The sequence below is a fragment of the Streptomyces daliensis genome (genome assembly GCF_054782395.1).
Genome location: NZ_BAAGSO010000125.1, coordinates 14,665 through 35,668, shown reverse-complemented (window position 1 = coordinate 35,668; position 21,004 = coordinate 14,665). Strand labels below are relative to the sequence as shown.

Sequence of the window (21,004 nt, the reverse complement as noted above, 5' to 3'; positions counted from 1 at the left end):
TTGCGATGAGAAGAGGCTGTCACGAACCCGACTGGCACGAATCACTGTGCCCGAGCATCACTGTGCCCGAGCCACTGCCACCGAGTCACGGCCACGTACGGAACCCACAGAACACGAGGAGGTGTGCCGTGTCCCACTACGTGTTCGAGAACAGTGCCGAGGAGACCGGCAGCCGCTTCAGTGCCCTCGAGGCAACCTACGACCCGGCCTCCCGCGCGGCCCTCGCCAGAACGGGGATCGGCGCCGGCTGGCGCTGTCTCGAAGTCGGGGGCGGCGGCGGGACGGTCGGGCACTGGCTGGCCGAGACAGTGGGCCCCGACGGGCAGGTGACCGTCACCGACATCGAGCCGCGGTGGATGGAGTCCGGCCCACAGCCCCAGAACCTACGGCTGTTGCGGCACGACGTCGCACACGACCCCCTCCCGGAGGGCGAGTTCGACCTCGTACACGCCCGTCTGGTGCTGGTGCACGTGCCCGAGCGCCGTCAGGCGCTGTCCCGCCTGGTGCGGGCGCTGCGCCCGGGAGGCCGGCTCGTGCTGGAGGAGTTCGACTGCGGGTGGGTGCCGGTTCTGGCCGCTCCCGACCCCGCGGCGAAGGACCTGTTCGAGCGGGTGCACGCCAGGATCCTGATGCTGCTGGAGGCATCGGGCGGCGACCCGCTGTGGGGACGCAAGGTGGTGCAGGCCATGGCGGACGGCGGGCTGGAGCACATGAGCGCCACCGTGTTCGCGCAGGCGTGGCCGGGCAAGAGCGCCGGGATAGATCTGCACCGGGCCAACGCCGAGCAGCTCATGGACGACCTGCTCGCCTCCGGCCTGAGCGAACGGGAGTTCCACGCCTTCCTGGACCTGCTCCAGGACCCAGCGCTCGTGGTCAACTCCTACCCCTTGCTGAGCGCGGCGGGCAGGCGCCCAGCGCCCTGACCCACGCCCTCACGCGCACCCCACCCCCACCACCCCCGCCCCGCCTCCCGACGAGGCGTGACGCGACATGCCGTCACGCCTCCCCGAGGCTGCACACGAGAGGTACAGGTACACAGCACATGAGTGCTCCAGCCGAGACACCGGAACCCGTCGCCGTCGTCGGCATGGGCTGCCGGTTCGCCGCCGGGATCAACTCGCCGCAGGAGTTCTGGACGTTCCTGCGCGAGGGCCGTGAGGCCGTACGAGAACTTCCCCCCGAGCGGTGGGAGGGGTACGACGAGCGCGGCGTCGGCCACGCCGCCGTGCTGCGGCGCACGACCGACCGGGGCTCCTTCATGGAGGACATCGCCGGTTTTGACGCCCCCTTCTTCGGCATCTCCGCGCGCGAGGCACGCCTCATGGACCCGCAGCAGCGCCTGGCGCTGGAGGTGTGCTGGGAGGCGCTGGAACACGCGGGTGTCCCGCCGCTCGGGCTGGAGGGCAGCGACGCGGGTGTCTTCGTCGGCGTCGGCTCCGACGACTACGGCCGCCGTCTCCTGGAGGACCTGCCGAACATCGAGGCGTGGACGGGCGTGGGCAGTTCGCCGTGCGCGGTCGCCAACCGCGTCTCCCACGTCCTGGACCTGCGCGGCCCGAGCCTCTCCGTCGACACCGCGTGCTCCTCGGCGCTGGTGGCGATCCACCAGGCGTGCCAGGCGCTGCGGGCGGGCGAGGCGAGGCCGCTGGCGCTCGCGGGCGGCGTCATGCTGGTCGCGGGCCCTGGCCTTTCCGTGGTCCTCGACGAGGCCGGTGCCACCTCGCCCGACGGGCGGTCCAAGGCGTTCGACGAGTCAGCCGACGGCTACGGGCGCGGCGAGGGCTGCGGCATCGTCGTCCTGAAACTGCTCAGCACCGCCATCGAGGACGGCGACGACGTGCTCGCCCTCATCCGCGGCTCCGCGGTCCACCAGGACGGGCGGACCGAGGGCATCATGAGCCCGAGCCGGAAGGCCCAGGAGCATCTGCTGCGGCGCGCCTACGAGACCGCCGGTGTGAACCCCCGCGACGTCGGCTACGTCGAGGCGCACGGCACCGGCACCCCGACGGGCGACCCGGTGGAAGCGGGCGCGCTGAGCACCGTGCTGGGCCAGGGGCGCGCGGTGTCCGAACCGTGTCTGATCGGCTCCGCCAAGCCGAACATCGGGCACCTGGAAGCGGGCGCCGGGGCCGCCGGGGTCATCAAGACCGTCCTCGCGCTCCAGCACGAGCTGATCCCCGCCTCCCTGGTCTCCACCCGCCCCGACCCGCGCATCCCGTGGGAGGAGAACGGCCTGCGGCTCGTCACCGGGAACGTTCCGTGGCGGTCCGGGTCCCGGCCGCGCCTGGCAGGGGTGGGCAGTTACGGGTACGGCGGCACCATCGCGCACACCGTCCTCGAAGAGGCCCCGCGGCCCCGGCGGCACCCCGGCGCCGACACGCCCCCGGAGCAGGCGGGAAGCCGCGGCGGCCATCTGTTGCTCCTCAGCGGCGGCAGCGCGGCGGGGCTGCGGGCGTACGCCGACGAGCTCGCCGCGTACGTGAAGCGGAACCCGGGGACGGACGTGGCCGAGCTGGGCGCCGCCCTGGCCCGTCGGCGGGAACACCTGCGGGAGCGGGCGGCCGTGCTGGCCGACGGCGACGCCGGAGCCGCCGACGTCCTGCCCGCCCTGGAGGCGCTGGCCAAGCAGGAGGAACACCCCCGGGTCCTCACGGGCAGTGTGCCGACGCCACGGGCACCCGCCGACCCGGTGTGGGTCTTCTCCGGACACGGTTCCCAGTGGCCCGCGATGGGGCGGGAACTGCTCGCCGAGGAACCGCTCTTCGCCCGGGTCATCGAGGAACTGGAGCCCGTCTACCGCGAGGAGGCCGGGTATTCGCTGCGCGCGCTGCTCGCCGACGGGGTGCCGGACGACACCGTACGCATCCAGTCGGTCCTCTACGCCGTGCAGACGGGGCTCCAGGCGGTGTGGCGCGGCTGGGGGGTGCGCCCGGCGGCCGTCATCGGGCACTCGGTCGGCGAGATCGCCGCGGCCGTGGCGGCCGGTGTCCTCGACGCGCGGGACGGGGCACGGCTGGCATGCCGCCGCTCAGCGCTGCTGGCACGGGTCACGGGTCAGGGCGCGATGGCCATGGTGGGTCTGCCGTTCGACGAGGTGGCCCGGCGGGTGAAGGGGCACCAGGATGTCAAGGCCGCGGTGGCGTCCTCCGCGGCCACCACCGTCGTCTCCGGTGCGACGGAGGCTGTCGCCGCGCTGGCCGCTGAGTGGCGGGAGGAGCAGATCACGGTGCGGCGCGTCGACTCCGACGTCGCCTTCCACAGCCCGCACATGGAAGCGCTGAGCCCCCGCCTCGCACAGCTCGTCTCCGGCCTCGAACCCGCACCGCCCGACGTTCCGCTCTACAGCACCGCGCTGGAGTCACCGCGCAGCACGGCGCCGCGCGACGGCGCGTACTGGGCCGCCAACCTGCGCAAACCGGTCCGCTTCCAGCAGGCCGTCGAGGCCGCCCTCGAGGACGGGCACCGGCACTTCCTCGAGATCTCGCCCCACCCGGTGGTCGCCCACTCCGTCGACGAGGCGCTGGCGGCCTCGGGCGAGGAGGACGGCTACGTCGCGCACACCCTCCGCCGCGGCCGTCCGGCCCGCGCCACAGCGCTGCGGGGCCTCGCCGGACTGCACTGCCACGGCGTCGCGGTGGACTGGAGCGCCCACTACCCCGGCCACCCCCGCAGGCCCTCGCCCGACCTGCCCACCACCGTGTGGCAGCACGAGCGCTTCTGGGCGACGCCCTCCTCCGGCGACGACGCCGGTGCGGGGCACGACCCCGGCTCGCACACTCTCCTCGGCAACCGCACCCGGGTGCGCGGGGCCACCCCGGCGCTGCTGTGGCGCACCCGGCTCGACGAGGAGACCCGCCCCTTCCCCGGCCGTCACCCCGTGCAGGGGACCGAGATCGTACCGGCCGCTGTGCTGCTGGCCACCTTCTTCACCGCGGGCGCCACCGCGGCGGAGCGCTCCACATGGCCGGTGCTGCGCAAGGTGGCGCTGCACACTCCCGTACCGACCGGCGAGAACCGTGACCTCCAGGTGGTGCACCAGGACGCCACCCTCACCCTCAGCACCCGTCTTCTCGGCGAGGACGGCGGCAACGGGAGCGGCGGCGGCAGCGACCCGGCCGACGGCACACATCACACCTGGGTGACACACACCAGCGCCCTCGCCGAGTACCCGGCGGGGAGCGGTGGGCGGTCACCGCTGCCGCCGGACGGCCCGGACGGCCCGGACGGCCCCGGCAGCTCCGACGAGGGGGCGCGGGAGGTGGAGGTGCTGCCGCCGGACCACGTCGTCACCCGCCTGGCCGAACTCCAGGTGGCGGAGATGGGGTTCCCCTGGCGCGTCGACGAACTGCGGCGCACCGGCCGCACGTTGACCGCCGAGGTCGCCGCGGACCCCGGTGCGTCGCTGCCCGCTCCGAGCTGGGCATCGGTGCTGGACGCCGCGCTGTCCACGGCGTCGGTCGTCTTCTCCGGGGAGCCGGTCCTGCGCATGCCCGCGCGTATCGACGAGGCCGAGGTGAGCGGCCCGCCACCGGCCCGTGCGACGGTCCGGGCCCGCCTCCTCCACGCTCCGGGGCCCGACGGTTCCGGGACCGTCGACGTCACCATTGACGGGGACGGGGACGGTCAGGAGCGTGGGTGCGCCCGGCTGTCCGGGCTCACCTACCGGCCGCTGGAAGCCTCCGGCCACTCCGTCGCCCCGGCCGACCTGCTGCACAAGGTGGGCTGGAGCGCGTGCCCGGCCCCGTCCGGGCTGCCGCGCGAGGTCGGCTCCGTCCACGTCGTCGCCCCGGAGACACCCGAGACACCCGAGACACCGGAAGCCGAGGACTTCCTCGGACGTCTCGGCGCCGTCTGCGCACAGCAGGGCATCTCCCTCTCCACCTCCGGCGCACCCGGCCTCCCCGAAGGCGCGGCGCCGCCCGACGCGCTGCTCCTGCTGCCCCCGCTGACCGACCCCGGAAGGGACACGGGCGGCCCCGACCGCGCCGCGCTCAGCCTCATCGACACCGTCCAGCGGCTGGCGGACCAGGAGAACCGGGCGGGCCAGGAAGGCGGCGCCGCCACCCGCGTCTGGTGCCTGACCTTCGGAGTACGTGAGGCGGAACAGCGGGCCGCGCTGACACACGCGCCGCTGTGGGGCATCGGACGCATCTGCTCGACGGAGCACCCCGACATGTGGGGCGGCGTCATCGATCTGCCCACGGTCCCCGGGGAGGCCGACCTCGCCGCGCTGCCTCCGCTGCTGCGGCACCCCGGCGCCGAAGAGGTGGTCTCCGTACGCGACGGGCGGCGGGAGACCGTACGGCTCAGCGCGGCACGCCCTCCGGCGACGAACGGCGCGGAGCCGGAGGACGCCGGTCCTGAGGTCGTCTGCTCGGCGGACGGCACCTACCTGGTCACCGGCGGTCTCGGCGCACTGGGCCTGCGCGTCGCCCACTGGCTGGCCGGCCGCGGGGCGCGCCGTCTGCTGCTGCTCTCGCGGCGCGGGCTGCCGCCCCGCGAGGAGTGGGACGGCCTCATCGAGGACGGCGGCGCCCGTGCCGTGGAGGCGGTCCGGGACCTGGAGGCGGCCGGTGTGACCGTCCGGGTGGTCGCGGCCGACGTCACCGACCGCGAGGAACTCTCGGCCCAACTCGCCCCCGAACGGCTCCAGATGCCGCCCGTACGCGGAATCGTCCACGCCGCCGGTGTGACCGACAACCGCTGGCTGCGCGACTGCGACGAGGAATCCCTGCGGAAGGTCACCCGTCCGAAGGTGCTCGGCGGGCTCGTGCTGCACGAGCTCTTCCCGCCCGGTTCCCTCGACTTCCTCGTCCTCTTCTCCTCCGCCGGGCAGTTGCTGAACCTGCCTGGCCAGACCCTCTACGCGGCGGCCAACGCCTTCCTCGACGCCCTCGCCCACCACCGCAGGGCCGCAGGGGCGAACGACACGGTGAGCATGGCGTGGACGAGCTGGCGCGGACTGGGGATGTCCACGTCCTCCGACGCGATCGACGCGGAACTGGAGGCACGCGGGACGGCGGACGTCACCGCCGAGGACGCCCTGGCCGCCTGGGAGATGACGTCGGGCACGGCCGAACCGCACATGGCGGTGCTGCGGCTGCTGCCCGGCGTCGCAGCGGAGGACCGGCCCGCCGTGCTGAGCGAGGTGGAGCCGCCCGCGCCCCAGGAGGCGGCGGACGACGGCGCTGACGCGCGGCACCGGTGGGAGCGGGTGCCCACGCGGGAGCTGCCCGGAGTGGTGCTCGACGAGGTCCGCTCCACCCTGGCGGGTGTCCTGGGCACCCCGGACACCGGCGTCGATCCCCACCGCCCGCTCAGCGAGATGGGCGTGGACTCGATCATGACGGTGACCCTGCGCAGGCAGCTCCAGCGGCTCACAGGGCTCCCCCTGCCGCCCACCCTCCTGTGGAACCGGCCCACCGCGACGGCCATCGCGGACTTCCTCACGGAACAGCTCGCCCACCGTACGGACAGCGCGCCGGACACGGACGCCGACGACGGCACCAGCACCGGCTCATGACTCGTGACTCGTGACTCGTGACTCGTGAAGGTGAGGGGATGCCCGCGTGCCGACGGGCCGCCGTCAGAACGTCAGAACGTCAGAACTCGGCCTTCGACACGACGTAGACCCTCGGCCTGTTCTCGAACGTCGTGTCGACGGTGATCGCCAGATCGGGCTGGTCCCCCGACTGCTCGACGGTGGTGCCCGCGAAGGTGTGCCCCTCCTCGTCCAGGTCCCAGCCGACCTTCTCGGCGCGCTTGTCGCTGATGGTGACGCGGCCCTTCTCCAGGGCCGACGTGCTGGTGCCGAGGTCGGCGAGGAACTGGGACAGCCGCCGGTCCGAGTTGCGGAACTGGACCCACAGGCTGCTGGTGTCCCAGGCGTTCTCCTCGTAGAAGCCGACCCGGGTGGACAGCGGCGGGATCGGCACGTCGTAGATGCGGCGCTGCACCTTGCTCGGCCACTGGTAGGTGAGGCTGGTGGCGCCCGCGCTGCGCTCCTTGTCCTCGCCGCTGTCGCGGCTCTGGAAGGCGGAGATGACGAGATAGCCCGCGGGGATCGCGATGAGCAGCACGACGATGAGCAGCGTGAGCACCCGGTGCCGGGGCAGATGCGGCGGGCGCTGGGGGGCGCGGGACACGGTCACTGGCCGACCGCCCTGCGCAGGTTGTCCGCGGCCCGTTCGTAGCGTTCGTAGCGCTCCAGGCGGCGCCGGTTGGCGCGGCGGAAGCGGCGCGCCACCAGCCTGGCCAGGTCGGCGGCGCCGACCATGCCCGCCTCGGGGCCGAGCTGGGCCTTCGCGATGCGGGCCTCGGGGCGGTAGCCGCGCCCGGTGAGCTGGCGGCGGAAGGCGGCGCGTGCCGGGTCGATCAGCAGCTCGTCGGCGGCGCTGACGCCGCCGCCGATCACGAAGCAGGAGGGGTCGAGCGCTGCGGCGAGGTTGGCGATGCCCGTGCCCAGCCAGGTCCCGATCTCCTGGAGCAGTTCGACGCACATGGCGTCGCCCTCGCGGGCCAGCTCGGTGATGAGGGGCCCGGTGATGTCGTCGACTCGGCCGCCGACGCGGTCGATGATCCCGTACGCGACGGGCGACTCGGCGGCTGCCAGCTCCCTGGCCTCTCTGACCAGTGCGTTCCCCGAGCTGTACTGCTCCCAGCAGCCCCGGTTGCCGCACGGGCAGCGGTGGCCAGCGGGCACGACCTGCATGTGCCCGAACTCGCCCGCGACCCCGTACTTGCCGCGCTTGACGCGGCCCTCCTCCAGGATCGCGCCGCCGATGCCCGTACCGAGCGTGATCATCACGAGGTGGTCCTCGCCACGGCCAGCGCCGAAGCGCCACTCGCCCCAGGCTGCGGTGTTGGCGTCGTTGTCGACCATGACGGGCACGGCCAGGCGCGCGGTGAGCGCGTCCTTCAGCGGCTCGTCCCGCCAGGCGAGGTGCGGCGCGAACAGGACGCGCGAGCGGTCCGCGTCCACCCAGCCAGCGGCGCCGATGCCCACGGCGTGCACGTCGTGCCTGTCGGACAGGTCGAGCACCAGCTCAGCGATGGTGTCCTCGACGACCTTGGGGCTCTTGGACTTCTCGGGCGTCTCGGTGCGCACCTGCTCCAGGATGTTCCCGTCGGCGTCCACGACGCCCGCCATGACCTTGGTGCCGCCGATGTCGATGCCGACGGTGGGCACGCGGGGCGCGGAGAGGTGGGAGCGGCGCTCGCGGGTGCTGACGGTGCGCAGGACGCTCGCGCTGGGCGCGGTACGGCGGTAGACGCGGTCCCCGCCTCCGCCTCCGCTCCGGTCCCGGTGCATGTCCCGGTACATCTCCCTGTACGCGTCCCTGTACGTGCTGCCGCTCATGCTGCTGCTCATCGCGCGCCCTCCTCCTCGCCTGACGCGGGGCGTGGGCGGTGGCTGCGGGTACGTGCGCGCAACGTCGTCTCGTCTCTGCGTGGCTGCTGGTCTCGGGACGGAGCGGTGCGGTCCGGTCCGGGTCCGGTCCAGTCCGGTCCGTCCCGCGTCGCCGATTGTGCCTTACCGCGGCGCGACGGCGCTCGACGGCCGGTGACGGGGCCCGTCAGCCGGTGATGCCGCCGCCCAGGTGCGGGGACGGTGCGCGTTCCAGCTCGTGGCTGAGCTGTTCCAGCTCGCTGCCGCCCGCCATCTGGCGGATCAGCTCGTCCAGCTCCAGTTGCTCCTTGGTGTGGCTCCCGGCCATCGTGCCGCGCTTCAGCAGGACGAAGCGGTTGCCGACGAGGTACGCGTGGTGCGGGTTGTGCGTGATGAGGACCACGCCGAGACCGGCGTCACGTGCCGCGGCCACGTACTTGAGCACGACGCCCGACTGCTTGACGCCGAGCGCGGCCGTCGGCTCGTCGAGGACGAGCACCTTCGCGCCGAAGTACACGGCACGCGCGATGGCCACGCACTGCCGCTCGCCGCCGGAGAGGGTGCCGATCGGCTGGTCCACGTCGCGCAGGTCGATGCCCATGCGGAGCAGCTCGCTGTGGGTGGTGCGGCGCATGTGCGCGACGTCGAGGCGCTTGAAGGGGCCCCGGCCCTTCGTCGGCTCGGAGCCGAGGAAGAAGTTGCGCCAGACCGGCATCAGGGGCACGACGGCGAGGTCCTGGTAGACGGTGGCGATGCCGCGGTCCAGGGCCTCGCGGGGCGAGCCGAGCCGGGCCTCCTCGCCGTCGATCGCGAAGCCGCCCGTGTCGTGCTGGTGCAGCCCCGCGATGATCTTGATGAGGGTGGACTTGCCCGCGCCGTTGTCGCCGAGCACACAGGTGATCTCGCCGGGGTGCACCTCCAGCGAGACGCCCTCCAGCGCCTTGATGTTGCCGTAGAACTTGCTCACGTCGCGCAGCGCGACGAGCGGACGCGGCCCGTCCGCCTCCGCCTCCGGCTCCGGCTCCGGTACGAGGTCCGCTTCCGGTACGGCGTCCACGGCGTCCTTCTTCGTGCCGTCGTTCTTCTCGGTGCCGTCAGTCATCGGCTCGCCTCCGCCCGCTTACGGATCCACGCGTTGAGGAGGGTGGCGAGCAGCAGCATCGCCCCCAGGAAGAACTTGAACCAGTCCGGGCTCCACTGCGCGTACACGATGCCCTTGTCCGCCATGCCGAAGATGAAGGCGCCGACCGCGGCGCCGACCGCCGAGCCGTAGCCGCCGGTCAGCAGACAGCCGCCGATGACGGCCGCGGCGATGTAGATCAGCTCGTTGCCGACGCCCTCGCCCGACTGGACGACGTCGTAGTTGAAGAGCAGATGCTGGCCCGAGATCCAGGCGGCGAACGCCACGCCCAGATACAGGCCGATCTTCGTCCGGCCCACGGGGACGCCGACCGCGCGGGCCGCGTCGGCGCCGCCGCCGACCGCGAAGATCCAGTTGCCCGCCCTCGTGCGCAGCAGGATCCAGGTGGCCAGGGCCACCAGCGCGATCCACCACACCACGGTGACCTGGAGGTTCACGCTGCCCAGGCTGAGCTGGGAGGCGAAGAGGGTCCGCGCGGACTCGAAGCCCTCCATGTCGCCGATGGTCTTGGTGGACACGGTGCCGCTGATCAGCTTGGTGAGGCCGAGGTTGAGGCCCGTCAGCATGAGGAAGGTGCCGAGCGTGATGATGAAGCTCGGCAGTTTCGTACGGACCAGCATGTAGCCGTTGAAGAGGCCGATGGCGAGGGTGACCAGCAGCGAGACGCCGACGCCGACCCACACGTTCGCCGTCATCTGGTAGCTGAACATCGAGGAGATCAGCGCCGACGAGGTGACCATCACGCCCGTCGACAGGTCGAACTCCCCGCCGATCATCAGCAGCGCCACCGGCACCGCCATGATGCCGATCGTCGAGGAGGCGTAGAGGACCGTCGAGAGGCTGGAAGCCTTCAGGAAGCTGTCGGCGGCGAAGGAGAAGAAGACGAAGACGGCCAGCGCGCCGACCACGGCGCCCAGCTCGGGCCTGCTCATCAGCCTGCGCCACAGCGGCCGGTGCACGATCCGCTCGTCCGGCGCCTTCGTCGCCCCGTCCCCGTTGCCGTTCCCGCCCTCGGCAGCGGGTGTCGGCGCCGGTGTAGGCGTCACCGTCATCGGGTGCCTCGCTTCGTGTACTTCTGGAGGGCCGCCGCGTCCTTCTTGGTCAGGATCTGCGGGCCCGTGAGGACCGGCTTGCCGCCGCCGAGCATGTCGGCGTTGTAGCGGTACAGCCACATCAGATCCACGGCCTCGTACCCCTGGAGGTACGGCTGCTGGTCGACGGCGAAGCCGATCGAGCCGTCCTCCAGGCCCGCGGCGACCTGGTCGTTCAGGTCGAAGGTGTCGATCTCGGCCTCGCTGCCCGCGTCCTTCGCCGCCTTGGCTGCCGTGGCCGCGAAGGGCGCGCCGAGGGTCACGACGGTGTCGACCTTACTGTCCGACTGGAGCTTGGCCTCGACGGAGGACTGGACGCCCGGCATGTTCGTGCCGTCCACGTACAGGTCCTGGACCTTGCCGTCGAAGGTCTTGCGGACGCCTCGGCAGCGCTCCTCGTGGCCCACGTTGCCCTGCTCGTGCAGGAGGCAGACGGCCTTCTTCCTGCCGCGCTTGTTCAGCTCCTCGCCGACCGCCTCGCCCGCCATGGACTCGTCCTGGCCGATGTGGGTGAGCGCGCCGTACTCCTTGGAGACGTCCTGCCCCGAGTTGATCGTGATCACCGGGATGCCCGCCGCGACGGCCTTCTTGACGGCGCCCTTGAGCGCGTCGGGCTTGGCCAGGGTCACGATGAGCCCGTCCACGTCGTTGTCGATGGCGGCCTGCACGAGCTGCGCCTGCTGGCCGCCCTCCTTGTCGTGGGAGTACAGGAACTCGATGTTGTCCTTCGCGGCCGCCTGCTTGGCGCCGTTCTGGACGATGTCCCAGTACGTGTCGCCGTCACCGGAGTGGGTGACCATGGCCACCTTCCAGCGCGGCGTGTCCACGTTGGCCTTGCCCGAGGCGGCGGCGTTGCGCTCCTCCTCGGCGCGCTTGCCGCCGGTGCTGCTGCACCCCGCGAGGCTCGCGGCGATCACGGCCGCCATGACGGCCCCCGTCGCCCGTACCGTCGTCCGTACCGCCGCGCGTCCCCGGCGGCTCCGGCGGCCCTCACTTCCCGTGCGCCCCTTGTGAGCCGTACGGAACCTCTCCAGCGTGGACACGCGGTTCTGCCCTCTCGGTGCGGGTGCTTCGGCCGATCGTCCCGGTGATCGCTGCGGCCGTCCCTGACCCGATCACTCCCGATCTCCGCACAAGTATCCGTCACCGCTGCCCGGGGGGCCGTCACCGGGTCCCGCGCCCGGTGTACTTCTCCAGCTCCGGCACGTCCTCGCGCGTGACGATCTCGGGCCCGGTGAGCACGGGCTTGCCGCCGCCCAGCGCGTTGGCGTTGTAGGCGTGCAGCCACAGCGCGTCGACGGCCTCGTACCCCTGGAGGAACGGCTGCTGGTCCACGGCGAAGCCGATGCGCCCCGCCTTCATCTCCTTGACGACCTGCGCGTTCAGGTCGAAGGTGTCGATCTCCGCCTCGCTGCCCGCGCGCTCCTTCGCCTTGGCCGAGGTGGCGGCGAAGGGGGCGCCGAGGGTGAGGACCGCGTCGATGTCCTCGTCGGCCTGGAGCCTGGCCTCGACGGAGGACTGGAAGCCCGGCATGTTCGTGCCGTCCACGTTGAGCGTCTCCAGCTCGCCGTCGAAGGTCTTCTCCGCGCCGTCGCAGCGCTCCTCCAGGGAGACGTTGCCCTGCTCGTGGATGACGCAGAGCACCTTCTTCTTCCCCCGCTCGCTCAGCTCCTCGCCGACCGCCTCGCCCGCCACGGCCTCGTCCTGGCCGATGTGGGTGAGCGCGCCGAGCCCGGCCGAGAACTGGCCGCCGGAGTTGATGGTGACGACGGGGATGCCCGCGTCGACGGCCTTCTTGACGACGCCCTTGAGCGCGTCGGGCTTGGCCAGAGTCACGATGAGCCCGTCGACGTCCTTGTCGATGGCGGCCTGCACGAGCTGCGCCTGCTTGCCGCCCTCTTTGTGGTGCGCGTAGTCGAACTCGACGTTGTCCTTGCGGGCCGCCTCCTTGGCGCCGCTCTGGACGATGTCCCAGAACGTGTCGCCCTCCCCGGAGTGCGACACCATCGCGATCGTGAGCCGGGGCGTACTGACGCCCTTGCCCCCGCCGCCACCGCCCTTGTCCTCGTCCTCGTCCTCGGCGCCCTTGCCGCCGGAACCGCTGCATCCGGTCGCGAGGAGCGCCGCTGTGGCCAGGACTGCCGCTGTACGTGCTGTACGCCGAAGCACCATGGCGGAGTTCTAGCGGGGCGCCATGACAGCGTCAATACTTTGTCCGAACATTCTCAACCGGCCCCCGGACCCCGGCCGCCGAGGGCCGGGGCCGTGCGGCATCAGAACCCGCCGTCGAACCCGCCGCCCCCGCCGAGGCCACCGCCTCCGAAGCCCCCGTCGAATCCGCCGCCACCGAAGCCGTCCCCACCGAACCCGTCCCCGCCGTAGCCGCCGCCGTCGCCCGCCCAGGCCGTGCCCGCGCCCATGGCGGAGCCGAGCATCGTGCCGATGAGCATGCCGGAGACCACTGTCGTGCCGTAGCCGCCGAAGAATCCTCCGGCCCACGGCCCGTACGCGGGACCCGCCTCCCAGTACGGGCGGCGCCCGCCCGCCGTCTCGACGTGGCGGGCCATCGGCGGCTCGCCGTCGTCCAGCCGGGCCGCGTCGGCGGCGCAGACCGGGACGGGGCGCGGGGCACCGCCCTCGGGGCTCCACTCGCGGTCCTCGGCGGACGGGCCGTGCCGGGGGTCGAAGAAGCAGGGCGCGCGGTGCTCGGGCAGCGGCTCGCCCGCGCGGCGGGCGCGCAGCGTGGCGAGGGCGAACCTGCCGCCCTCCAGCGCGCTGGTCACCTCCCGCACATCGCGCGGCGTCCGCACCCGGGCCATGGCCGCCTTGGCCTCCTCGTAGGCGTCGAGGGCCGCGCCGTACTCCGCGACGAGCGCTTCGTTCTCCTCCGGTGAGGCGCCGCCCGGCGCGGAGGGTGCGAAGTCGAGCCGGTCCAGCTCCTCGCCGTAGGAGGTGACGTCCTCGTCCACCGTCGCCTTCACCCGCGCCAGCTCGGCCGCCTCTTCCTTGCGGGCGCGCACGGCGCCGCGGCCGACGAAGAGCACCGCCGCCGCCATGCCGCCGAGCAGCAGCACCCCGAGCACCGTGCCCACGGCGCCGGACCCGCCGGTGTCCGCGCGCCCGGCGCCGCCTGACGTGCCGCCCGCGCCCTCTCCGACGGAGGCGGCGGCGCGGTCGGCGAACCCGGTCAGCGCCGCGGCGTCCACCGCGCCGCTCCGGCGCTCGGTCTCGCGCGCCAGGTCCCGAGCCCTGTCGCCCGGCATGAGCGAGGTGTCGGAGGCGGCACCGAACTGCTCGCCGAGCAGCACGCCGTAGACGCCGGCGCGGCCCGTCGCCTCGCGGATGTCGGAGATGACGGTGCGCTGGTGGTACGCGGCGTCCTTGGGCAGCACCACGACGTAGACGGGCTCGCCCGCCGACTCGATGCGCTCGGAGAGGGCGCGCTGGTCGGCCGCGCCGAGCCGGTCGCGGGCGCGCTCGTCCACGTAGACGGGGCGCTCGCGCAGCGCCTTCCCGATCTCCTCGGGGGTGGCGGGGCCCGAGGCGCCGGGCGCGGCTCCTGCGGAGGTCGCCATGGCGAGCAGGGTGACGGCGGCGAGAAGGAAGGTCACCAGGGCCGCGAGGGGTCCCCCTCCGCGCGGGCGGTGGGTGCGGGTACGGGGGCGAACGGCGTGGAGTGCCATGTCCCTATTATCCGCCTTGCCACCCGAAAGGGGGTCCCCTTCGCGGGTCCCCTTCGCGGGGTGCGGAAGGAAACGGGGGGGGTTGCCCCGTTCGCCGGGGGTGTTGCGCGGGACGGTTCCCCGGTGTGGTGGGTGCCGTAGGGTCCCGCGCCAATTTTTGTGCCCCTGCCCGGGGGTGCGGTCGTATGGCTTGGCGCCGTGTTCGGCTGCCTGGCCGGTGGCTACGGCGCGGCGTGTGGTTGCGGTGCATCGCGGCTTGCGCCGCGTGATTCTCGGCTCGGGCCGGTGGTTATGGGGTTGGCGACAAGTGCGGGTCGGCTTTTCGGCTGCCTGCACATACTCGTCGCCACCACTTGCGGGGACACCCCACCACGTCCCCTCCCACCCGGTGGCCAACTATCGGCCGGTGCCCCCTCCGCTTGTTCCCACGCTGTGCACCGGTGCCTCGTCGGCACCGATGCGCCACCACCATGCGCCCACTCCCGGCGCCGCGCCGAAGGGCCTCCGCCCCTGCCACGGGCGGCCCCCTGGCGGCGACGGCGCCCCACTGCTGCGGACCCGTCCCGGCGCCGTGCCGGAGAGGGCCCCGGCCACCCCTGTTGTGGGCAGGCGTTCCGCATGGCGGAACGGGTGGGCACAACCCGTGCCACCGGCCCGCAGTCGCGAACGAGACCCCAAAGGGGCACCGGGCTACGCACCCCGGCTGGGGGACCGGAGGTCCCGCGCTGGGGTTGGTGCCACCACACGGCAAGGGGACAGTCGCACCCCGCGAAGTGGGGTGGGCATTGGCGCACCCGGAACCGGATAGCGGGCCACCGGCGGGACGGGGACGGGGTGGGGTGTCCCCGCAGGACGAGCAAGTCACCGGCAGAAAGCCGAACACGAGACCTTCACGCCGAGGAGACACCCCACCCCGGCACCGGACACCCCGCACCCACGCACCCCACACGACCACCGGCACAAGCCAAGAACCACGCGGCGCCAGCCGCACCGCACCGCAACCACACGCCGCGCCGAAGCCACCCACTCGCACCCGGAAACGAAACCCCAAGACGCACCCAGGGACACCCCCGCCGGGCGACGGCGCCAAAAAGTTGTGGGCAAGCGTCCCGCTGGCGAGGGGGCACCTCCCAGCGGTAGCTGGGGGAGGGTGGGCACAACCCGTGCCACCGGGCCGCAGCACGCGAACGAGACCCCAAAGGGGCACCCACACCAGGCGCACCCCCGTGAGGCCGCGCACCCCGTGTGACCATCACCCCGCACCCCGCGAAGGGGCGCACCAGCGTGCAGGGGCACCCACCCCCGTTTCCTTCCGCACCCCGCGAAGGGGCCCCCTACGGGCGGACCAGGAGTTGGAACTCGAAGGCGTAGCGTGAGGCGCGGTAGAGGTGGGAGCCGTGTTCCACGGGGCGGCCCGTGTCGTCGTACGTGGTGCGCTCCATCGTGAGGAGCGGCGCCCCCTCGGGCTCACCGAGCAGCTCACCCTCGTCCGCCGCCGCGGCCCGCGCCCCGACGGACTGCCGCGCACTGTGCAGCGTGATCCCCTGCCCGCGCAGCATCCGGTAGAGCCCCGTGGACTCCAGCGCCGTGCCCTCCGCGCCGAGCAGTTCCAGCGGCAGATGGTTGCGCATGTACGCCATGGGCTCGCCGTGCGTGAGCCGGAGCCGTTCGACGAGCCTGACCTCGGCGCCCTCGGCCACCCCGAGGGCCGCACCGACCTCGGCCGTGGCCTCGACCGTGTCGTAGCGCAGCACCCGCGTCGCCGGACGCTGACCGGCCGCCTCCAGGTCGTCGTAGAGGCTGCTCAGCTCCAGCGGGCGCTTGACCTGGCTGTGCACCACCTGTGTGCCGATCCCGCGCCGCCGCACGAGCAGGCCCTTGTCGACGAGCGCCTGGATGGCCTGCCGGACGGTCGGACGGGAGAGGCCAAGCCGTCCGGCCAGTTCGATCTCGTTACCGAGCAGGCTGCCGGGAGCGAGCTTGCCGCGCTCGATGGCGGTCTCCAGCTGCTGCGAGAGCTGGAAGTACAGCGGGACGGGACTGCTGCGGTCCACGCTGAACTGGAGGTCGACGGGATCATTCTTGGCCACGGGGGGAGCGTAGTGCCCCGGCGGTGCCACAGGAAGCGGCACGTTCGATTGTCAGGACAAAGCGTTGACAGTGCGCCTCGGGCCGGGCGAGCGTAGGCGTCATGCGCATCGGACTCATCGGAACCGGCCGGATCGGCGCCTTCCACGCCCGTACGCTCACCGCGCACCCCGCGGTGACCGAACTGCTCCTCGCGGACGCGGACGCCGCGCGCGCCGCCGAGGTGGCGTCCGAGCTCGGCGCGAAGGCCACCGCCACGTCGTCGCCCGCCGGGCTGTTCGCGGCGCGACCCCACGCCGTGGTGATCGCCTCCGCCACCGCTTCGCACGCGGAGCTGATCACGGCGGCGGCCGGGCGGGGGATGCCCGTGTTCTGCGAGAAGCCCATCGCCCTCGATCTGCCGGGAACGCTGGCGGCGCTGCGTACGGTCGACGCCGCGGGCGCCCTCCTCCAGATCGGCTTCATGCGCCGGTTCGACGCGGGCTACGCGGCGGCCCGTGAGGCCGTGCGCTCCGGCAGGCTGGGGCGGCTGCACACCGTGCGGGCCGTCACCTCCGACCCGGCGCCGCCGCCCGCCGCCTATCTGCCGCTCTCCGGCGGCCTCTACCGCGACTGCCTCGTCCACGACTTCGACGCGCTGCGCTGGGTGACGGGCCGCGAGGTGGTGTCCGTGTACGCGGCGGGCTCGGACGCCGGGCCCGGGATGTTCCGCGAAGCCGACGACGTGGACACCGCCGCCGCGCTCCTCACCCTGGACGACGGCACCCTGTGCACGGCCACGGCGACGCGTGTGAACGGCGCCGGGTACGACGTACGCATGGAGCTGGCGGGCGAGCGCGACCAGATCGCGGTCGGCCTCGACCCGCGCACCCCGCTGACCTCCGTCGAGCCGACGGGCGCGCCCGCGACCGACAAGCCCTGGCCGGGCTTCCTGGAGCGCTTCGCTCCCGCGTACGAGGCCGAACTCGCCGCCTTCCTCCGGGCCGTGCGCGGCGAGACCGCCAACCCGTGCGACGGCTACGAGGCGTGGGAGGCGCTGCGGGTCGCGGAGGCGTGCGAGGTGTCGCGGCGCGAGGGGCGTGCGGTGCGGATCGCCGAGGTGGGGGCCGATCCGGGCTGATCAGGTCCGGGTCGGCTGCTCCAGTCGTGCCGACCGCGCGGGCCGCGTTCACGCGATCCGGTGCGGCTGCCGGGCGGCGGCGGCCGAGGAGTGCGGTACGGGAGCCTCCGCGAGGGCTGCGGCCATGCGCCGTACGGTGCTCCGCGCCCTCGCGGCCGGGTACGTGCCCGGCCCGCCCCGGCGCGTCAGCCGGTTCCGCCGGGCCGGTTCACGTACGGACCGTCGCCGGAGCGCGCCGCCGGGTGAGCCGCGCGGACGGGTCACCCCTCGCCCGGTGCCTCCGGCACGTCAGACACATCCGGCACGCACTCCAGGAGGCTGCCGCGCCAGCCCGCCTCCGTGGTGCGTTCGATGCGGAAGCCGCTGGAGGCGAGCAGGTCGTGCCACTGCTGGGCGGTGCGCTCGTAGCCGGGCAGCAGGAGGTTGATGTAGAGGTCATACGCGGCGCGCCAGGCCGCGCCCTCCGCGTCGGGGCTGGAGGGCAGCAGCAGGTCGGCGACGAGCAGCCGGGAGTCGGGGCGCATCGCGGCGCGCACGGCGGCGAGGACGCGCGAGGCGCGCTCGGTGTCCCAGTCGTGCAGGACCCGTACGAGCAGGTAGACGTCCAGGCCCTCGGGGACCTCGGTGAAGAAGTCGCAGGGCGCCAGCACGCAGCGGTCCTCCACACCGGCCTCCGTGAGGACGGGCCCGGCCGCGTCCAGCACGTGCCGCTGCTCGCACAGCCAGGCCGTCAGGTGGGGGTGGCGGACGAGGAGTTCGGCCAGCAGCCTGCCGGTTCCGCCGCCGACGTCGGCGACGGTGCGCGAGACGCGCCAGTCACGGTCGAGAATGCCGTCCCGCAGTCCGCTGACGGAGACGTTCATCGCGGCGTCGAAGCGGGCCCCCGCCTCGCGGTCCTCGGCGAGGTGGGCGAAGAACGGGCGCCCCTTGGCGGCCTCGAAGGCGCTGCCGCCCCGCCCCGTGCGCACCAGCTCCGTCAGATGGGCCGCGGCGGGCAGCGCGTCGTCGCAGACGAACTGCACGTACTCGCGGATGCCGCCCTTGCTCCCGGGACGCAGGCACGCGCCCACGCGCGTCAGCCCGAACCAGCCCTCCGGGGTCTCCTCCAGCACCCCGGAGGCGGCCAGGCTGAACAGCAGGCGCCGCATCGCGACGGGGTCGCAGCCGCAGTCGACGGCGAGGGCGCCGGCCGAGCGGGGGCCTCTGGAGAGCAGTCCGGGGATACCCAGTTCGATGGCGGTCCGCAGCGCCTGTGTCCGCACCGTTCCCATGAGCGAGTCCATGAGCAGGGCTTCGGGTGTCTCCATGTGTGCCTCCTGGCGCGGCGGACGGGCCGACGGGACCGACGGAACGGAACCGGCGGGGACGCGTCGGGCGGCGGTCCCCGGTGCGTACGCGCGGCGCGGGCGCCAGGTTCACCGAACCGTCACAAGTACACGTCACGTCCACATTCTTACCCGGCTCACCACGCGTCACCTGCGTCAGCGAGCGGTCACCGCCACCGGCGCGCCGACGCGGGCCAGGAGCTGGAAGATCTTCGCCGTGTGGGGGTAGGGCATGCGCGCGCTGAGCGCCAGTTCCAGCGCCTCCAGGTCCGCGAAGAAGGCGGGGTCGTGCTTGCGCGCGTCGTCGGTGATGTGGTCGTTGACCGTGCGGATGCCGCAGTGCTCGATGTCCGTGCAGCCGAGCGCCGTCATCAGCGGGACGATCTCCTCGGCCGTGTGCAGGGTGAGCGGGGTGTCGAAGGTGTCGCCGTGCGCGTGCCGCTGCCCGAGGGAGGCGAGCGCCGCCGCCGGGTCCAGGTCGCGTACGGCGTGGGCGAGGGGCATGGCGTGCCGGTTGAGCGCCATGACGGACAGCACACCGCCCGGCCTCACCAGCGGCACGGCCACGCGCAGCGCGGGCGCGGGATCCTCCTGGTACTGGAGGAGGTTGTGGCACAGCACCACGTCGTAGGCGCGGCCTGTCACGGAGCCGGGGAGCCGGAAGACGTCGGCCTCGACGGTCTCCAGCAGCGCGGCGATCCCGGCCTGCCGCGCCCGCTCGCGCGCGGCGGCGAGCATGCCCGGCGCGTAGTCGACGAGGGTGACGTGGTGGCCGAGGCGGGCGAGCCGCAGCGCGTCACCGCCGTCGGCGCCCGCGAGGTCCAGCACGCGCACGGGGGCACCGGCGGCAGGGTGGAGGTGGCGGAGGAGGTTGGCCTCGGCCAGCGTGTAACGCAGCCGGCCCCAGGGGCTCTCCTGCCAGGCGCGCCAGGCTTCGAGCGCCGCGTCGAAGGTACGGGCGGGGGCGGGGGCCGCGTCGGACCCGGAAGGCGGGCCCGGAAACGAGAACGGGGCCGAGTCAGTCATCCTCGGGCCCCGCGAAGGTCTTGACCATGAAGATACAGGCGTCCGCGACGCGATGGGTCAGACCCGACCCGTCCTCGTAGGACCAGCAGTCGAGATAGGGCACGGACGGGCGGTAGCCGAGCCGCTTGTAGAGCGCTTCGGCGCGGGGGTTGTTCTTCTCGACGCCGAGGCCGACGCAGCCGCAGCCACGGCGTCTCGCGAGTCTCTCGGCCGCCGCGATCAGTCCGGTGCCGACGCCCTGGGAGCGCAAGGTACCGGGCCAGTCGGCCAGGCCGTTGATCTCGGGACAGCCCGGATGGGCCGCTCTGATCTCGGGGGCCGCGCATCCGTCCCAGCGCACCTCGCAGCATCCGACGGGCACCTGGTCCCGCCAGGCCACCAGAAAAGTGCTGGTCCCCGCGCTGTGGCGGGCGTAGCGAACGGCGTGGTGCGAGGTGGCGCCCGAAGACGGCATGTGCTCGTCGAGCAGTACGAGGTCTTCTTCCCGGCACTCGCTGATCCTCATTCGCCTCACCCTAAAGACCTCGCGGTGCGCCGTGCGGGCCGATGCCTCTGCCCGTGCGGCAATTCCGAGATTCGTGAGCACAGAACGGGGCATTACGGTCGCATCGTTCGGGGGGCAGAAACGGGGGGTTCTGGTTGTCCGGGGGTGTTGCGCGGGACGGTCGGCCGGTGTGGTGGGTGCCGTAGGGTCCCGCGCCGATTTTTGTGCCCCTGTCCGGGGGTGCCGTCGTGTGGCTTGGCACCGTGTTCGGCTGCCGGGCCGGTGGCTACGGCGCGGCCTATGGACCGGTACGTCGCGGCTGGCGCCGCGTGATTCCGGGTTTCGGCCGTGGTTGTGGGCGCGTGGGTGCGGGGTGTCCGGTGCCGGGGTGGGGTGTCTCCTCGGCGTGAAGGTCTCGTGTTCGGCTTTCCGCCGGTGACTTTCTCGACCTGCGGGGACACCCCACCCCGTCCCCGTCCCGCCGGTGGCCCACCTCCACCCCGGATCGGCTGACGCCCACCCCCAGAACGGGACCTACGGTCCCTACCCGATTGCCCCCTGGGGTTTCGTTCACATGCTGCGGGCCGGTGGCACGGGTTGTGCCCACCCGTCCCGCCGAGCGGGACGCTTGCCCACAACAAGTGGAACCGGCCGATA

Annotated in this window: 14 protein-coding genes; 3 read left to right on the top strand and 11 right to left on the bottom strand. The window is 73.1% G+C overall.

The window, feature by feature from the left end; genetic code table 11:
* Positions 1-128: 128 nt before the first annotated feature.
* Both ACYVOO_RS36055 and ACYVOO_RS36050 read left to right on the top strand, forming a co-directional pair.
* On the top strand, positions 129-923 hold the full coding sequence (locus ACYVOO_RS36055; RefSeq protein ID WP_461019950.1) for a class I SAM-dependent methyltransferase: 795 nt from the start codon (positions 129-131) through the stop codon (positions 921-923).
* A gap of 119 nt (positions 924-1,042) precedes the next feature.
* Positions 1,043-6,523 (top strand): type I polyketide synthase, encoded by a 5,481-nt coding sequence (locus ACYVOO_RS36050; RefSeq protein WP_461019949.1) that lies wholly within the window; start codon positions 1,043-1,045, stop codon positions 6,521-6,523.
* A 79-nt stretch (positions 6,524-6,602) separates the two neighbouring features.
* On the opposite strand, the gene ACYVOO_RS36045 is transcribed toward ACYVOO_RS36050, so the two are convergent.
* The 8 genes from ACYVOO_RS36045 to ACYVOO_RS36010 form a co-directional block, all read right to left on the bottom strand.
* Positions 6,603-7,145, bottom strand: coding sequence for a hypothetical protein (locus ACYVOO_RS36045; protein ID WP_461019948.1), 543 nt, complete (start codon positions 7,143-7,145; stop codon positions 6,603-6,605).
* A 2-nt stretch (positions 7,146-7,147) separates the two neighbouring features.
* The gene (locus ACYVOO_RS36040; RefSeq protein WP_461020065.1) at positions 7,148-8,311 is read right to left on the bottom strand and encodes an ROK family glucokinase; all 1,164 of its coding nucleotides are present in this window, start codon (positions 8,309-8,311) and stop codon (positions 7,148-7,150) included.
* Between the two features lie 265 nt (positions 8,312-8,576).
* Complete coding sequence (locus tag ACYVOO_RS36035) at positions 8,577-9,491, bottom strand: ATP-binding cassette domain-containing protein (RefSeq protein WP_461019947.1); 915 nt, start codon at positions 9,489-9,491, stop codon at positions 8,577-8,579.
* Entirely contained in the window at positions 9,488-10,582 is a 1,095-nt protein-coding gene (locus tag ACYVOO_RS36030; RefSeq protein ID WP_461019946.1) for an ABC transporter permease, read from the bottom strand. The genes ACYVOO_RS36035 and ACYVOO_RS36030 overlap by 4 nt, the downstream gene beginning before the upstream one ends.
* Positions 10,579-11,547, bottom strand: coding sequence for a sugar ABC transporter substrate-binding protein (locus ACYVOO_RS36025; protein ID WP_461019945.1), 969 nt, complete (start codon positions 11,545-11,547; stop codon positions 10,579-10,581). The genes ACYVOO_RS36030 and ACYVOO_RS36025 overlap by 4 nt, the downstream gene beginning before the upstream one ends.
* Before the next feature lie 238 nt (positions 11,548-11,785).
* Entirely contained in the window at positions 11,786-12,793 is a 1,008-nt protein-coding gene (locus ACYVOO_RS36020) for a sugar ABC transporter substrate-binding protein (RefSeq protein WP_461019944.1), read from the bottom strand.
* A 101-nt stretch (positions 12,794-12,894) separates the two neighbouring features.
* On the bottom strand, positions 12,895-14,304 hold the full coding sequence (locus ACYVOO_RS36015; RefSeq protein WP_461019943.1) for a hypothetical protein: 1,410 nt from the start codon (positions 14,302-14,304) through the stop codon (positions 12,895-12,897).
* Positions 14,305-15,638: 1,334 nt separating this feature from the next.
* Positions 15,639-16,358, bottom strand: coding sequence for a GntR family transcriptional regulator (locus tag ACYVOO_RS36010; RefSeq protein ID WP_461020064.1), 720 nt, complete (start codon positions 16,356-16,358; stop codon positions 15,639-15,641).
* Between the two features lie 137 nt (positions 16,359-16,495).
* Here ACYVOO_RS36010 and ACYVOO_RS36005 point away from each other — a divergent pair, with 137 nt between their 5' ends.
* Positions 16,496-17,512, top strand: a complete 1,017-nt coding sequence (locus tag ACYVOO_RS36005; protein WP_461019942.1) for a Gfo/Idh/MocA family protein — start codon at positions 16,496-16,498, stop codon at positions 17,510-17,512.
* A 260-nt stretch (positions 17,513-17,772) separates the two neighbouring features.
* Here ACYVOO_RS36005 and ACYVOO_RS36000 read toward each other — a convergent pair whose 3' ends face one another.
* From ACYVOO_RS36000 to ACYVOO_RS35990, 3 genes are all read right to left on the bottom strand, one after another.
* On the bottom strand, positions 17,773-18,819 hold the full coding sequence (locus ACYVOO_RS36000; protein ID WP_461019941.1) for a methyltransferase: 1,047 nt from the start codon (positions 18,817-18,819) through the stop codon (positions 17,773-17,775).
* Between the two features lie 174 nt (positions 18,820-18,993).
* The gene (locus ACYVOO_RS35995) at positions 18,994-19,863 is read right to left on the bottom strand and encodes a class I SAM-dependent methyltransferase (RefSeq protein WP_461019940.1); all 870 of its coding nucleotides are present in this window, start codon (positions 19,861-19,863) and stop codon (positions 18,994-18,996) included.
* Complete coding sequence (locus tag ACYVOO_RS35990) at positions 19,856-20,368, bottom strand: GNAT family N-acetyltransferase (RefSeq protein WP_461019939.1); 513 nt, start codon at positions 20,366-20,368, stop codon at positions 19,856-19,858. Before ACYVOO_RS35990 ends, ACYVOO_RS35995 begins: the two co-directional genes overlap by 8 nt.
* Positions 20,369-21,004: the final 636 nt, after the last annotated feature.

Bases quoted from the DNA above. Each gene is read 5' to 3' on its own strand.
- ACYVOO_RS36050 (WP_461019949.1), top strand. From the start codon at position 1,043: ATGAGTGCTCCAGCCGAGACACCGGAACCCGTCGCCGTCGTCGGCATG.
- ACYVOO_RS36005 (WP_461019942.1), top strand. From the start codon at position 16,496: ATGCGCATCGGACTCATCGGAACCGGCCGGATCGGCGCCTTCCACGCC.
- ACYVOO_RS36040 (WP_461020065.1), bottom strand. From the start codon at position 8,311: ATGCACCGGGACCGGAGCGGAGGCGGAGGCGGGGACCGCGTCTACCGC.
- ACYVOO_RS36035 (WP_461019947.1), bottom strand. From the start codon at position 9,491: ATGACTGACGGCACCGAGAAGAACGACGGCACGAAGAAGGACGCCGTG.
- ACYVOO_RS35990 (WP_461019939.1), bottom strand. From the start codon at position 20,368: ATGAGGATCAGCGAGTGCCGGGAAGAAGACCTCGTACTGCTCGACGAG.
- ACYVOO_RS36000 (WP_461019941.1), bottom strand. From the start codon at position 18,819: ATGGAGACACCCGAAGCCCTGCTCATGGACTCGCTCATGGGAACGGTG.
- ACYVOO_RS36015 (WP_461019943.1), bottom strand. From the start codon at position 14,304: ATGGCACTCCACGCCGTTCGCCCCCGTACCCGCACCCACCGCCCGCGC.
- ACYVOO_RS36030 (WP_461019946.1), bottom strand. From the start codon at position 10,582: ATGACGGTGACGCCTACACCGGCGCCGACACCCGCTGCCGAGGGCGGG.
- ACYVOO_RS35995 (WP_461019940.1), bottom strand. From the start codon at position 19,863: ATGACTGACTCGGCCCCGTTCTCGTTTCCGGGCCCGCCTTCCGGGTCC.
- ACYVOO_RS36025 (WP_461019945.1), bottom strand. From the start codon at position 11,547: ATGGCGGCCGTGATCGCCGCGAGCCTCGCGGGGTGCAGCAGCACCGGC.
- ACYVOO_RS36020 (WP_461019944.1), bottom strand. From the start codon at position 12,793: ATGGTGCTTCGGCGTACAGCACGTACAGCGGCAGTCCTGGCCACAGCG.